General features: G+C 71.3%; 17 protein-coding genes. 7 read left to right on the top strand and 10 right to left on the bottom strand.

What is annotated here, in order from left to right:
* Positions 1-143: 143 nt before the first annotated feature.
* Complete coding sequence (locus tag MQP27_RS22765; RefSeq protein ID WP_242767182.1) at positions 144-533, top strand: VOC family protein; 390 nt, start codon at positions 144-146, stop codon at positions 531-533.
* Positions 534-543: 10 nt separating this feature from the next.
* On the opposite strand, the gene MQP27_RS22760 is transcribed toward MQP27_RS22765, so the two are convergent.
* Both MQP27_RS22760 and MQP27_RS22755 read right to left on the bottom strand, forming a co-directional pair.
* On the bottom strand, positions 544-1,293 hold the full coding sequence (locus MQP27_RS22760) for a hypothetical protein (protein WP_242767181.1): 750 nt from the start codon (positions 1,291-1,293) through the stop codon (positions 544-546).
* Between the two features lie 2 nt (positions 1,294-1,295).
* Positions 1,296-1,742, bottom strand: a complete 447-nt coding sequence (locus MQP27_RS22755; protein WP_242767180.1) for a hypothetical protein — start codon at positions 1,740-1,742, stop codon at positions 1,296-1,298.
* A gap of 72 nt (positions 1,743-1,814) precedes the next feature.
* Between MQP27_RS22755 and MQP27_RS22750 the strand changes: the two genes are divergently transcribed.
* Positions 1,815-2,360, top strand: a complete 546-nt coding sequence (locus MQP27_RS22750) for an HAD domain-containing protein (RefSeq protein ID WP_242767179.1) — start codon at positions 1,815-1,817, stop codon at positions 2,358-2,360.
* Here MQP27_RS22750 and MQP27_RS22745 read toward each other — a convergent pair.
* From MQP27_RS22745 to MQP27_RS22735, 3 genes are all read right to left on the bottom strand, one after another.
* Entirely contained in the window at positions 2,321-4,072 is a 1,752-nt protein-coding gene (locus MQP27_RS22745) for an MFS transporter (protein WP_308289973.1), read from the bottom strand. The genes MQP27_RS22750 and MQP27_RS22745 overlap by 40 nt on opposite strands.
* Positions 4,069-4,536 carry a MarR family winged helix-turn-helix transcriptional regulator gene (locus tag MQP27_RS22740; RefSeq protein ID WP_242767178.1) on the bottom strand — a complete coding sequence of 156 codons (468 nt, stop codon included), beginning with the start codon at positions 4,534-4,536 and terminating at the stop codon, positions 4,069-4,071. Before MQP27_RS22740 ends, MQP27_RS22745 begins: the two co-directional genes overlap by 4 nt.
* A 298-nt stretch (positions 4,537-4,834) precedes the next feature.
* The gene (locus tag MQP27_RS22735) at positions 4,835-5,056 is read right to left on the bottom strand and encodes a hypothetical protein (RefSeq protein ID WP_242767177.1); all 222 of its coding nucleotides are present in this window, start codon (positions 5,054-5,056) and stop codon (positions 4,835-4,837) included.
* Positions 5,057-5,347: 291 nt separating this feature from the next.
* On the opposite strand from MQP27_RS22735, the gene MQP27_RS22730 reads away from it, so the two are divergent.
* Positions 5,348-5,710 carry an ATP-binding cassette domain-containing protein gene (locus MQP27_RS22730; RefSeq protein ID WP_242767176.1) on the top strand — a complete coding sequence of 121 codons (363 nt, stop codon included), beginning with the start codon at positions 5,348-5,350 and terminating at the stop codon, positions 5,708-5,710.
* Here MQP27_RS22730 and MQP27_RS22725 read toward each other — a convergent pair.
* A complete protein-coding gene (locus MQP27_RS22725) occupies positions 5,685-6,089 on the bottom strand; it encodes a DUF302 domain-containing protein (RefSeq protein ID WP_242767175.1) in 405 nt (134 codons plus the stop codon). The two genes, MQP27_RS22730 and MQP27_RS22725, sit on opposite strands and share 26 nt — an antisense overlap.
* Before the next feature lie 176 nt (positions 6,090-6,265).
* On the opposite strand from MQP27_RS22725, the gene MQP27_RS22720 reads away from it, so the two are divergent.
* Genes MQP27_RS22720 through MQP27_RS22710 form a run of 3 tightly spaced genes read left to right on the top strand, consistent with a single transcriptional unit; the run spans position 6,266 to position 8,810 of the window.
* The gene (locus MQP27_RS22720; RefSeq protein ID WP_242767174.1) at positions 6,266-7,627 is read left to right on the top strand and encodes an MBL fold metallo-hydrolase; all 1,362 of its coding nucleotides are present in this window, start codon (positions 6,266-6,268) and stop codon (positions 7,625-7,627) included.
* Between the two features lie 59 nt (positions 7,628-7,686).
* Positions 7,687-8,067: a rhodanese-like domain-containing protein gene (locus tag MQP27_RS22715; protein ID WP_242767173.1), complete on the top strand. Its 381-nt coding sequence runs from the start codon at positions 7,687-7,689 to the stop codon at positions 8,065-8,067.
* Positions 8,064-8,810 (top strand): sulfite exporter TauE/SafE family protein, encoded by a 747-nt coding sequence (locus MQP27_RS22710; RefSeq protein WP_242767172.1) that lies wholly within the window; start codon positions 8,064-8,066, stop codon positions 8,808-8,810. Before MQP27_RS22715 ends, MQP27_RS22710 begins: the two co-directional genes overlap by 4 nt.
* 18 nt (positions 8,811-8,828) lie before the next feature.
* On the opposite strand, the gene MQP27_RS22705 is transcribed toward MQP27_RS22710, so the two are convergent.
* Positions 8,829-9,116 carry a metal-sensitive transcriptional regulator gene (locus MQP27_RS22705; RefSeq protein WP_242767171.1) on the bottom strand — a complete coding sequence of 96 codons (288 nt, stop codon included), beginning with the start codon at positions 9,114-9,116 and terminating at the stop codon, positions 8,829-8,831.
* 82 nt (positions 9,117-9,198) lie between these two features.
* Here MQP27_RS22705 and MQP27_RS22700 point away from each other — a divergent pair, with 82 nt between their 5' ends.
* Entirely contained in the window at positions 9,199-9,786 is a 588-nt protein-coding gene (locus MQP27_RS22700; protein ID WP_242767170.1) for a rhodanese-like domain-containing protein, read from the top strand.
* A 36-nt stretch (positions 9,787-9,822) separates the two neighbouring features.
* On the opposite strand, the gene trxA is transcribed toward MQP27_RS22700, so the two are convergent.
* From trxA to MQP27_RS22685, 3 genes are read right to left on the bottom strand one after another with little or no spacing between them, the layout of a single operon-like run.
* On the bottom strand, positions 9,823-10,194 hold the full coding sequence (gene trxA / locus MQP27_RS22695; RefSeq protein WP_242767169.1) for a thioredoxin: 372 nt from the start codon (positions 10,192-10,194) through the stop codon (positions 9,823-9,825).
* A gap of 51 nt (positions 10,195-10,245) precedes the next feature.
* Positions 10,246-11,940: an aminotransferase class V-fold PLP-dependent enzyme gene (locus tag MQP27_RS22690; protein WP_242767168.1), complete on the bottom strand. Its 1,695-nt coding sequence runs from the start codon at positions 11,938-11,940 to the stop codon at positions 10,246-10,248.
* Positions 11,937-12,389 (bottom strand): OsmC family protein, encoded by a 453-nt coding sequence (locus tag MQP27_RS22685; protein WP_242767167.1) that lies wholly within the window; start codon positions 12,387-12,389, stop codon positions 11,937-11,939. Before MQP27_RS22685 ends, MQP27_RS22690 begins: the two co-directional genes overlap by 4 nt.
* Between the last annotated feature and the right edge of the window lie 373 nt (positions 12,390-12,762).

Raw genomic sequence — 12,762 nt, 5'->3', positions numbered from 1 at the left:
CAGCGGGCGTCAGCCTACGACGAGGGTCGTCGCAGATCACAGGGAATTTCGAGTGGCTCGCGGACAGAGCAATGTGCGGCCGCCGTCACAAACCCGCGCCGGCCTCCGTCAGCGAGGCGTCGGACCGAACGAAAGGAAATCCGATGCTGAACAACATCATGTACGTCACGGTCTACGTCACCGACCAGGACCGGGCGCTGAGCTTCTACACGGAGCAACTGGGCCTGGAGAAGCGCGTGGACGCGCCCGGCCTCCAGCAGCGTTTCCTCACGGTGGGCGTGCCGGGCAGTGCGGTCGAGCTCCTCCTGTGGTCGCACGCCCCGTCCGCGGGAGTGCCGGCCGAGCCGGAGTCGGGCCTCGCGCCCGGTCCGGTCTTCCTCGAATCGGACGACCTGAGGAAGGATTTCGAGCTGCTGCGCGGCCGGGGAGTCACCTTCGACCAGCCCGAACCGGAGGACTACGGGTACGGCATCCGCATCGAGGCGGTGGACCCGGACGGCAACCGGATCGCACTGCGCCAGCGCAACAGCTGACGTACGCCGGTCACTCCGCAAGTCCGGTACGGCGCCCGGCCCGCACGACCTGGGTGAGTGCCACCGCCGTCAACGCACCGGACACGGAGAGGCACACGAGCACGGCCGCCCACCGGTCCGCGAGGAGGTCGGCCTCGCCGTCGGAGTAGGCGCAGACGACGGACGGCGGAAAGACGGTCCTCCTGATGTCCAGGATCTCGATCCTCGTGAGCTTGGTGTCCGGGGGGACCGTCTTCCGGTACAGGCACTGGTCGTTGAGGTTTGTACGGGAGAGGTCGAGCACGGGGTCGATGCCGGTCACCCAGACCGCGGCGGCCACCGTCAGCGCGCCGATCACACCGGCCCGCACCCAGCGCGAGGTCCGCGACTGCCGTGTGAGGAGGAGGAAGGAGAGGGCGACCATCAGCACGCCGGTGCCCGCCCACATCGTCCAACTGCCCAGCGCGGTCGGGTGTGTTGGGCCGTACGTCCCCGAATCCGTCCAGTAGCAGGCGACGTCGGGCGGGAAGGCGTCCACCGTCACATGTACCAGCGGGAAGTCGTCGTCGAGGGTCCGCTGCCCGCACACGGCGACGGGATCGGTGAAGGCCAGCCCGTAGAGGACGGCGCCCGCGTATCCGACGACGGCCAGGAACGCGCCGATCACAGCCCAGCGGGCCGGCCTGGTCGGACGGCGTCGCGCCCGCCACATCCGGTACGGAACCACCCCGACGGCGCACGACAGGAGGCTGATCAAGGGTATGCCGAAGAAGGCCAGCATGCTCAGGACTTCCGTGCCCGCTCGTCCACGTACCGGGCGGACACCCTCAGGCCCACGCCGGTGACCGTGAGGGCCGCGAGCGCCGGGTTCACATAGCCGGGGACCTCGCGGTCGTACGTCGAACCGTCGCTTCGATGGCAGACGAAGCGGACCGGCACGTACCAGACCCGGTAGTCGTCGATGCGGTAGTCGGAGGCGGTGACGCCCGTGCGGCACGGGATGATCGGGGACGAGTCCGTTCCGCCGTCCTCCGCCTCCAGCACCGCGCCCGCGACGACGAGCATGCCCAACGCGTACAGGACGGCGGCGCCCGCACCGACGAGATGGGCGAGAGCACGCAGCGACGGCGCGAGTCCGCCGCGCCCCAGGCCGACAAGGCCCTTGCCGAGGAACGCCACACCGGTCACCGCGGCGATCACGACGAACAGCAGACTGAGGAGAAAGCTCACGCATCAGGGACGATCAAGGGGCGTTCGGCGGTTGCACGAGTCCGGCCCGCGGCGGGCCGATAGCGTGCGGCCATGACCGGTTCCGCCGAGCTGCCGCTCCTGTTCCTGGATGTCGACGGAACGCTCCTGCCGTTGGCCGGGGCGCGGCTTCCCACCACCCTGGACGACTGGGACGACTGGGAGCGGGTGACCAATCCCCAGCTGGCGAAGATCGACGCCGGCCACGGCCCGCGGCTGCTGGCGCTGCCCTGCGCGCTGGTGTGGGCGACCGCGTGGATGCACCGGGCCAACGCCGTGATCGGGCCACTGCTCGGACTTCCCGCGCTGTCGGTCGCGGAACTGCCCGAGGCGCCGATGACGGACGCGGTGGGCGAGCTGAACTGGAAGACCCGGGCGCTTGTCGAGGCCGCGGCGGGACGCACGTTCGTGTGGGTCGACGACGCGATCACCGACGTCGACCGTGCGTGGGTGTCGGCGCACCATCCGGGGCAGGCGCTCCTCCTCGCCGTCGATTCCGGCACCGGTCTGACCGCCACCGACCTTGCCGTCGTGGCCGACTGGCTGCGCCACATCGGTTCCTACGACGGCGTGTTGTGCGAGGACTCCGACGCGTCGTGAGCCTCGGGCACCGCGGACGGGCGTTGCCGGCCGGCGTTTTCGTGGGCCGCTCGGTGGCCGCCGCGCAGGGCGGAGGCGACGGCGGAGATCACGGCCATGCCCGCGGCCACGCTGAAGACGATGGTCAGGCCGTGATGGAACGGGCCGGAGACCAGTTGCGGGAAGAAGGTGTGGCCGGTCAGTGCGGCGCGCTGCGACGCGGAGACATGGTCGAGGGCGCCCTGGGAGGTGAGCAGGTGCTCGATGGGGTTGTTGCCGAGGAACGTCGCGAACAGGGTACTGACCGGCGGCAGCGACGCGGCTTGCTCGGCCGCCGCGGCCGGTACGCCGTGCGCCTGGAGGCCGTGGCTGAGCGCCGACGGCAGCGAGGAGGCGAGCCCGGAGACCATCAGGGAGAAGAACACGCCGATGGACAGTGCCGTACCGGAGTTCTGGAAGGTGGACCGCATGCCCGAGGCGACGCCCCGGTACTCCGGCGGCACGCTGCCCATGATGGAGGACGTGTTGGGTGAGGAGAACATGCCCTGGCCCAGCCCGTTGAGCAGCAGCAGCGCGGCGAACGCGCCGTAGTCGAAGTCGACCGGCAGGGCGAGCAGTCCGAGGAAGGAGCAGGCGACGAGGGCCAGGCCGAGCGTGGAGAACAGGCGGGCGCCGAAGCGGTCCGACAGATACCCGGACAGCGGACCGGCGAGGAGGAAGCCGAGGGTGAGCGGGAGCATGAAGATGCCCGCCCACAGCGGGGTGTCCTCGAAGTCGTAGCCGTGCAGGGGCAGCCAGATGCCCTGCAGCCAGATGATGAGCATGAACTGGAGCCCGCCGCGCGCGATCGCGGTCAGCAGGGCCGCCAGATTGCCCGCGGCGAACGCCCGGACCTTGAACAGGGCCAGGTTGAACATGGGTTCGGCGATGCGGGTCTCGACGTAGCAGAAGAGCAGCAGCAGTACGGCGCCCCCGGTCAGGCCGGTGAGCACCCACGGGTTGCCCCAGCCGGTGGCGCTGTCGCCGTAGGGCTGGATGCCGTAGGTGATCGCGGCCAGGAGGATGCCGGCGCCCGAGGCGAAGGTGACGTTGCCGAGCCAGTCGACGCGGCCGGGGCGGCCCGTGGCGGTCTCCCGGAGGCTGAGGTACGACCAGATGGTCCCGGTGACGCTGATCGGGACGCTCACCCAGAACACGGCGCGCCAGTCGACCGCCGCGAGCAGTCCGCCCGCGAGGAGGCCGAGGAACTGCCCGGCGAGCGCGGTGATCTGGTTGATGCCCAGGGCCATGCCGCGCTGCCGGGCCGGGAACGCGTCGGTGAGGATGGCCGCCGAGTTGGCGGTGAGCATGGAGCCGCCGAAGGCCTGCACGATGCGCCACAGGATCAGCCACAGGGCACCCGCCCCCGCGTGGAACGGGTCGAGGGAGAGCGCCACGGACGCACACGCGAAGATCAGGAAGCCGAGATTGTAGATCCGCACCCGGCCGAACATGTCGCCGAGCCGGCCGAGCACGACCACGAGGACGGCCGAGACCAGCAGATAGCCCAGGATCATCCACAGCAGATAGCCGATGTTGCCGGGCGCGAGCGGGTCGAGGCCGATGCCCCGGAAGATCGCGGGCAGCGAGATGATCACGATGGAGGCGTCCATCGTGGCTATCAGCACCCCGAGCGTGGTGTTCGACAGCGCGACCCACTTGTAGCCGGGCCCGGGCTCGGAGCGCTGCTTCACAGTCGCTCCGCCATCCGGTCCAGCAGCGGCAGCGCGGACGCGAGCGTGGCGCGTTCCTCGACCGTGAACTCGTCGAGGACGGCCGCCAGCCGCTGCACCGACTCGGAGCGCCGCTCGGCCAGCATGGCCCGCCCCTGATCGGTGACGGCCACGATGCTGCGCCGCCCGTCCGCCGCGTCCGGGGTACGGCGCACCAGCCCGCGCTGTTCGAGCAGCGCGAGAGTGCTGGCCATCGCCTGCGGGCGCACGCGCTCCATCTCGGCGAGCGAGGTCGGCGAGTCGGGCCCGTCGGCGGCCAGCCGCGCCAGCACCGACACACCCGACAGGGACACGTCCCCCACGGCGTGGGCCTGCCGCAGCCGCCGCGTCATACGGCCCACCGCGAGTCGCAGCTCGGAGGCGAGCCGTGTGCTGTCACCCAGGTCACGGGCGTCGCCGCCGCCCGCTGCCGTGTCCGCTCTCATGGGTACTAACAGTAGGTTTAACAGTCTGGGCTGTTCAATCAACTGTTAGTAAATGTGCCGACAGCTCGATGCGGGGCCAGGAGCAGCCGCCAAGGGCACGAAGGGTCAACCTCCCCCACGCCATGGTCGCCAGATCCGCCGCGACTCGGTTCTGCCCTGGCTCGGGCGGTGCAGGCCCTCGCGGGCGCGGGCTGCCGACCCGGACCGCCACCGACGTCGCACCGGTCCTGTGAGCCGTTGCCGCGGCGAGACGTCCCGGGGGTGAAGGCGGTCGACTATTCGGCGCCCTCGCCTTCGCTTATTCGGTGCCCTCGTCTTCGCTCTCGCCGAACAGCAGCCGGACGAAGTCGGGGCTGACGCCCTCGCGCAGCCCGGCGCGGGCCGCCTCGTCGGGGAAGCCCTCCGAGAACTGATCGCGACTGCGCTCGTAGCGCTCGACGAAGCAGGCGCGGGCTGGGTGTCCCGGCCGTGACGCCCCGACGGCGAACTCGATCCACAGCCGCATCAGCTCCGGCGTCATTTGGTCGAAGCCGCCGGCCTGGGCCAGGCCCTGCTGCCACTCCTCCGCATGGCGCTGGGCGAGTACCTTCGTCGTTGATCGCGGCCTGGCTGTCCGGGGTGATGGGGATGGCCAGGCCGTCCACCAGGTACGTCTGTGGGTGCGGGTTTTGCCGCCCAGCAGAGCGCGGACGGGGCGGAGGCGTCCGCTGGGCCCTGCTCGCCTGACGAATGCATCCTGGGGGCCCACCGTCTGCTGGCCATCACCCATTCCAGCGCCGTCATTGCCACCGGCACCGCGACCGCGGCCACCATGGCCTTCACCACCTTCGTCCTGTTCCAGCCTTCGGTCGGCCATGCGGCGACGGGCACCCGGATCGAGCTGGATGACGTGTGCCGCCGTTACCGGGTGGGGCAGATCGCCGTCACCGCGCTGGACGACGTCGATCTCCACGTGGACGAGAACGCCTTCGTCGTCGTGCTGGGCCCCTCCGACTCTGGCAAGACCCCGCTGCTCGACCTGATCAGAGCGCTGGACACGCCGAGCATGCGCCGGATCCGCATCGCCGGGCAGGCCATCGCGGCCGCCCCGCCGCGGGACCTGTCGGTTTTCCAGTTGCCGCGCAGTCCGAGTCGGGCCCGTCGGCTGCTCAATCTTCCGTCTCACCTGCCGTGAGGGCGGAGAGGGCGGCGTCGAGGCGGCGTGTGGCCTCCTCGGCGACCGGGCGCAGGGCGTCGAGTTCGGTCAGGGCGACCATCGTGTTCGGGTCGAGGGCCTGTACGGCGGTGTGGTCGCCGTCGCGGCGGACGACGACGTTGCAGGGCAGCAGCAGGCCGATGGAGCGGTCGGTCTCCAGGGCGCGGTGGGCCAGGGGCGGGTTGCAGGCGCCGAGGATGACGTAGTCCTCCATGTCGTGATCGAGCTTGGCCTTCAGCGTGGCGGTCACGTCGATCTCGGTGAGGATGCCGAACCCCTGCGCGGCGAGGGCCTCGCGGGTGCGGGCGACGGCGGTGGCGAAGTCGGCGTCGAGGCGGACGGTGCGGTCGTAGCGCATGGTGTGAGCCCTTCCTGGCGGTTCTCGGCGGCGGGGGACGGATGGCCGGCCGGGTGTGAGGTACCCGGGAGGTGTTTCCTGGGCTTTCCCGGCCCTTGAAAATACCCCCCGGGGTACTTGTGTTACCTTCGCAAGCATACCCCCTGGGGTAATTCTTCGATGGAAGGGAGCACTTCGTGTTCTTCGTCGACACGATCGAGGTGTCGGGGCTCGGCAACCGCAGCTATCTGGCCGGGGGCCGGCACACGGCGGTGGCGGTCGACCCGCCCCGCGATGTCGATCAGGTGGTTGCCGCGGCGGCCCGGCGCGGGGTGCGGATCTCGCACGTCGTCGAGACGCACGTCCACAACGACTACGTCACCGGGGGCCTGGAGCTCGCCCGGCTCGTCGGCGCCGCCTACCTGGTTCCCGCCGCGGCCCGCGTCTTCTTCGAGCGTGTCCCCGTCCACGAGGGAGACCGGACCGAGATCGATCCGGGTGCCGGTCTGACGTTGCGCGCACTGGCCACGCCCGGTCACACCCCTCACCACACCTCCTACGTGCTGGAGGAGAACGGCGCGGCGGTCGCCGTCTTCACCGGCGGTTCCCTGCTCATCGGCACGGTCGGTCGCCCCGACCTGGTGGAGCCGCGGCTGACCGAGGACCTCGCCCGCGCCCAGCACGCCTCCGCGCACCGGCTGGCGGCGGAGTTGCCCGACGAGACGGCCGTACTGCCCACGCACGGCTTCGGCAGCTTCTGTTCGTCCGCCCAGACCGAGGGCGGCGACACGACCATCGGCAAGGAGAAGGCGTCCAACGAGGCGCTCACCCGGGACGTGGACACCTTCGTCGCCGATCTGCTGGCCGGTCTGGACGACATCCCCGCCTACTACACCCACATGGGACCGGCCAACGCCGCCGGGCCCGTGCCCGTCGACCTCACCCCGCCCGCCGTCGCCGACGCCGAGGAGATCGCGGAGCGGCTCGCGGCGGGGGAGTGGGTGGTGGACCTGCGCAACCGGGTCGCCTTCGCCGACGGGCATGTGGCGGGCTCGTTCAACTTCGAGGGCGAGGGGCAGCTCGCCACGTATCTGGCCTGGCTGATCCCGTGGGGCAAGCCGGTCACGCTGCTCGCCGCGTCGCCCGGTCAACTGGCTGCTGCGCAGCGTGAGTTGGTGAGGGTGGGTATCGACCGCCCGGCCGCCGCGGCCACCGGCGGACCGACCGAGTGGCTGCGTGCGGGGGAGGCGCCGGCGTCCTTCCGCCGGGCCACGTTCGCGGATCTCGCCGAGCGGGCCACCGATGTCGTCGTCCTGGACGTGCGGCGTGCGTCCGAGCGGGCCGGCGGGTACGTGCAGGGCTCGGTCCACGTCCCGATCCACACCCTGCACCACCGCCTCGGCGAGGTTCCCGAGGGCGAGGTGTGGGTGCACTGCGCGGGCGGCATGCGCGCCGCGATCGCCGCCTCGCTGCTGGACGCCGCGGGCCGGGACGTCGTCGCCGTGGACGACTCCTTCGACGGAGCCGACAAGGCGGGCCTGGTCGTCCGCACCGCCTGACGGCGCGGGGACCGGCCGAACATCCGTACCGACACAGGAAACTGGAGCGAGAGACCGAGATGAGCATCTTCCGGCGAGGCACCGGCGGCCCGGGGCGCGTGACCGTGCAACAGGCGGCGGTACGCACCGGCCATGCGGGCAGCGGCGGTGACGCCGTACTGCTGGACGTGCGCGAGCCGTACGAGTGGCAGGCCGGGCACGCGCCGCGAGCCGTTCACCTGTCCCTGTCGGCGCTGACCGCCGGTGCGGGGCTGCCCGCTCACGTGCAGGCGCGGCCCCTGATCGTGATCTGCCGGTCCGGCAACCGCTCCCGGCAGGCGGCCGAACTGCTGGTCGCCCGTGGGGCAGAGGCCGTGGACGTGATCGGCGGGATGCGCGACTGGGCCGGAGCGGGGCTGCCGGTGGTGGACGCGCGCGGCGGGAACGGCACGATAGCGTGAGCGCTCTTTTGCTCGCCCTGGCCGCCGGAGCGGTCATCGGCCTGGCGCTGGGAGCGCTCGGGGGCGGCGGCAGCGTCCTGGCCGTCCCGGCACTGATCTACCTGCTCGGCTTCAGCCCGGTCGGGGCGACGACGGCGAGCCTGGTCATCGTCACGCTCACCTCGGTCACCGCGCTGGTCGCACATGCCCGTGACGGCCATGTGCGCTGGCGCACGGGACTGCTGTTCGCGGCGGCCGGGATCGGCCCGGCGATGCTCGGCGGCGCGCTCGCCGACCGGATCCCGGAGGCTGTGCTGACGGCCGCTTTCGCCGTGGTCGCGGGAGTGGCCGCCCTGCGCATGCTGCGTTCCCGGCCGGCCGCCGAAGGCGCCGTGACGGCGCGGCCGGGGCGGGCCACGGCGGCCGGTGCCGGACTCGGAACGGTCACCGGGGTCCTCGGGGTCGGCGGCGGATTCCTCGCCGTACCCGCGCTGGTGGGTGTGCTGGGATTGCGGATGCGCGACGCGGTCGGCACCAGTTTGCTGGTCATCACCGTCAACTCGCTGGCCGCGCTGGCCACGCGCGCCGGTACGGTCGAGGGGCTGGACTGGGCGGTCGTCGGACCGTTCATCGGGGCGGCGATCCTCGGCGCGTGGGACGGCAAGCGGCTGTCGGCGAGGGTTTCCGGGCCCACGCTTCAGCGGATCTTCGCCGTGGTGCTGCTCGCGGTCGCGGCCTTCATGCTGATCGACGCCGTCGCGTGAGGCGGCCACCGCGCATGATCAGGCCAGGGACAGGAAGAGCTTCTCCAAGCGGGCGCGCATCGCCTCGGGGTCCTCGCCGTTCTTGCGGCCGGACTCCATGTCCGTCAGGCACTGCTGCAGGCCCGTCGCGATGATCGCGAAACCGGCCCGGTCCAGTGCCCGGGAGGCGGCGGCGAGCTGCGTGACTACGTCCTCGCAGTCCCGGCCCTCTTCGATCATCCGGATCACGCCGGAGATCTGACCCTGCGCCCGGCGCAGGCGGTTCAGCACGGCCTTCAGGTCCGCACCCTCAAGCTCCAGTTCCACGACCACTCCTCAAAAAAATACCCCTAGGGGTACTGTACGTCCCGGTTCGGGGCGGCGTCGACCATTAAGGATCACACCTGCCATGACCAACACCCCCGCTCTCGTCACCCTCGGCACCGAGCAGGCCCGCGCACGGCTGCACGAGCTGACCGTCATCGACGTGCGCACGCCCGCCGAGTACGCCTCCGGGCACCTGCCCGGCGCCGTCAACATTCCCCTGGACCACATCCGGCGGGCTCTGCCGGAGATACGCCACGCCGCCGAGCGCGGCGACGTCCTGGTCGTGTGCGCCTCCGGCGCCCGGTCCGACAACGCCTGCAAGCTCCTGGCCCAGCAGGGCATCATCACGGCCACGCTCGCCGGCGGCACCGGCGCCTGGGCCGCCGACGGACACGACCTGCACCGGCCCGCCGCCTGCGACACGCGGGCCGGCTGGAGCATGGAACGCCAGGTCCGCTTCACCGCCGGCGCCCTGGTGCTCCTCGGCCTGGTCCTCGGCGTGCTCGTGCATCCGGCCCTCCTGCTGATCTCGGCCGGCATCTCGGGCGGCCTCGTCCTCTCCGCCCTCACCGACACCTGCGGCATGGCAGCCGTGCTCGGCAAGCTGCCCCACAACCGCCCCCGCGCGGCCGACCTCGACGAGGCGCTGACTGCGCTTCGTACCTGCTGAACGCCACGGTGGAGCTGTTTGACGGGTGCCGCGGTGTCAGTCGGCTCCGCCTGAGCCCGCGGCGGCCTTCCGGCGCACGTCCTCCATGTCGACTGCGCGGATGTTGGTGATGAGCTCCTCCAGAGCCTGCGGCGGCAGTGCGCCGGGCTGGGAGTACAGGACAGTCCGGTCGCGGACGGCCATCAGGGTGGGGATGGAGGAGATCCGGAACGCTCCGGCGAGTTCGGGCTGTGCCTCGGTGTCGACCTTGCCGAAGACGATGTCGGGGTGGCGCGCGGACGCCTTCTCGTAGACGGGGCCGAACATCCGGCACGGCCCGCACCAGGCGGCCCAGAAGTCGATCAGCACGATGTCGGAGCCGATGACGGTCTCCTCGAAGTTGTCCTTGGTCAGTTCGACGGTCGGCATGGGATTCCCTCTCCTCTCGTATACCCGGTGGGGTATCTGTGTCTGCTTGGTTCAACCGGTGCCGGTCCGGGTTTGTTCCAGACAGACGGGCGGCAGCGGGAACCAGCGCATGCGCTCGAAGTCGGCCGGCAGTCCGGTGGGGCCGTCGTCGTTCCGGTCGGGGCGGTCGGCCAGCACCGTGCGGGCGGCGTCGAGTTGATCCGCCAGCGCCGCCTCGCCGAGTCGGCGGTGGCGGACGGTCGGGGAGGTGATCCGCCCGTCGGTGCCGAAACGCAGGTCCGTCAGTCGCAACGGGGGATCCGTGGGGCCGCTGTGGTGGCGCCACTGCCCGGTGTGCGGGTCGAAGCGGTAGTCGGGCAGGAGCCGGTGCCCGTGCGTGGCGATCAGGCCGACTGCGTCGATGAGGTAGTCGCGGACGGTGTCGCTGATGAAGTAGTTGAAGTTGACGCGGGTCCAGCCGGGCTTGATGCCGTCGCAGCCGTGCACGACCTCGTCGAGCAGGGCCTGGGAGGTGGGTTCGTCGATGGCGAGCAGGCGGTGGCCGTAGGGGCCGGCGCAGGAGCAGCCGCCGCGGGCCTGGATGCCGAACAGGTCGTTGAGCAGGGCGACGACATAGTTGTGGTGCAGGTAGGCGTGTTCGCCGTGGCGGATGCGGAAGGAGACGATGGACAGCCGCCGGGCGTGGTGGTTGCCGAGGACCTCGATGCCGGCGTTGCGCTCCCAGGCCGCGAGGGCGCGGCGCCAGTGGCGCTCCTCCGCGGCCTGAATGGCGTCGGTGCCGACCGCCTGCTTGAGCGCGAAGACCAGCCCGGCACGGATGGACTCCACGATCGCCGGGGTGCCGCCCTCCTCCCGGGCGACCGGGTCGTCGAGATAGCGGTGGCCGAGGGGGCCGACGAAGGCCACCGTGCCGCCGCCGGGCGCGGTGGGCACCGGGTTGCGCACCAGCTCACGCCGCACGACGAGCACACCCGGGGTCTGCGGACCGCCGACGAACTTGTGCGGGGACAGGAACAGCGCGTCCTTGTGATCCCCGGCGCCCCGGGCGCTCTCCGCCATCCGGATCGGGATGTACGGTGCCGCGGCCGCGTAGTCCCAGAAGGACAGGGCGCCGTACGCGTGCAGCAGGCGGGCGATGCGGTCGGTGTCGGTGAGGATGCCGGTGACGTTGGAGGCGGCGGAGAAGCTGCCGATCAGCAGCGGGCGGTCGGCGTACCGCCGTAGCCCCGCCTCCAGCCGCGCGAGGCCGATGTGGCCGTCCGGATCCTCGTCGACGACCACGACGTCCGCGACCGACTCCCGCCAGGGCAGTTCGTTGGAGTGGTGCTCGTACGGCCCGACGAAGACCACGGGGCGCTTGCCCTCGGGCGGCCTCACCTGGCGGCGCAACTCCAGGATGCCGACCAGCTTGTTGACCGCCGCGGTCGCGCCGGAGCCGCAGAAGATCACCAGGTCGTCCTCGGTGCCGCCGACCGCGTCCCGGATGATCCGGCGGGCGTCCTCGCGCAGCCGGGTCGTCTGCAGGCCGGTGCCGGAGCTCTCCGTGTGGGTGTTGCCGTAGCGCGGCAGCACCTGCTCGTGGACGAAGTCCTCGACGAAGTGCAGGGCACGACCGGACGCGGTGTAGTCGGCGTAGACGATGCGCTTCGGGCCGTACGGGCCGTCCAGCACCTCGTCGTCACCGATGAGCCCGGCCCGGATCCGGGCCGGCCACGCCGACACGGCGGGCAGGGAGGCCGTACTCACGGCTCCAGCTCGATGTCGATCTCGGGCGGCCGGTTCAGCGTGTTGTGGACCGTGCAGTGCGAGACCACGGCCAGCAGACCCGCGCGGCGCTGCTCGGGCAGCTCCGACGGTGCGACGACCACCAGGCGCACGGAGGCGACACGCGCCGGGCGGTCGGTGGCCATCGTGAACTCCGCACGGACGCGAAGCCCGGTGCCGGGCAGGCCGTGCCGATGGAGGTAGCGGCCCGCGTAGAAGGCGACGCAGGTGGCCAGCGAGGCCGCGAAGAGCTCGGTGGGGGTGGGCGCGGTGTCCGTGCCGCCGGCCTCCAGCGGCTGGTCGACCCGGAGGCGGTGTTCGCGGACGTCCACTGTGTAGGCGTCCCGGTCGACGTGGATGACCTCAAGGCGGTGCACGTCCGGGTTCTGCGGCCGGTTCGTGCTGAGGGTCTGCGGTGTGGTGTCGGTCATGGCAGGGCCCTTCTCGCTGGTGTCCGCTGCTCCGGATTCCAGTCGACCGCGCAGGGTGCGGAGGATGAAGAGGCCGACGGGGCGGGGAAGGGGCCGTTCGGCCCTCGTGTGTCCTGCCACGGCGATATACCCTGCTGGGTATTTGGTCAGGGTGAGGTTATACCCGGGTGGGTACCTGGCAGGGACCATCGGCCCCTGCCTCGCCCTCATCTCCCGCACGAGGGTGGGGGTATGGGCAAACACATCGTGATTCTCGGAAGCGGTACCGCGGGCACCATGACCGCGAACCGCTTGTGCCGCGCGTATGACGACAGCGAGCTGCGGATCACGGTCGTCGACCAGGACGACGATCACCTCTACCAGCCGGGCCTGT

Origin of the sequence: Streptomyces cylindrosporus (assembly GCF_022698165.1) — a bacterium.
GTDB classification, from domain to species: domain Bacteria; phylum Actinomycetota; class Actinomycetes; order Streptomycetales; family Streptomycetaceae; genus Streptomyces; species Streptomyces cylindrosporus.
The sequence above is the reverse complement of the archived record's forward strand: the minus strand, read 5'-3'. Positions and strand labels throughout refer to the sequence as shown.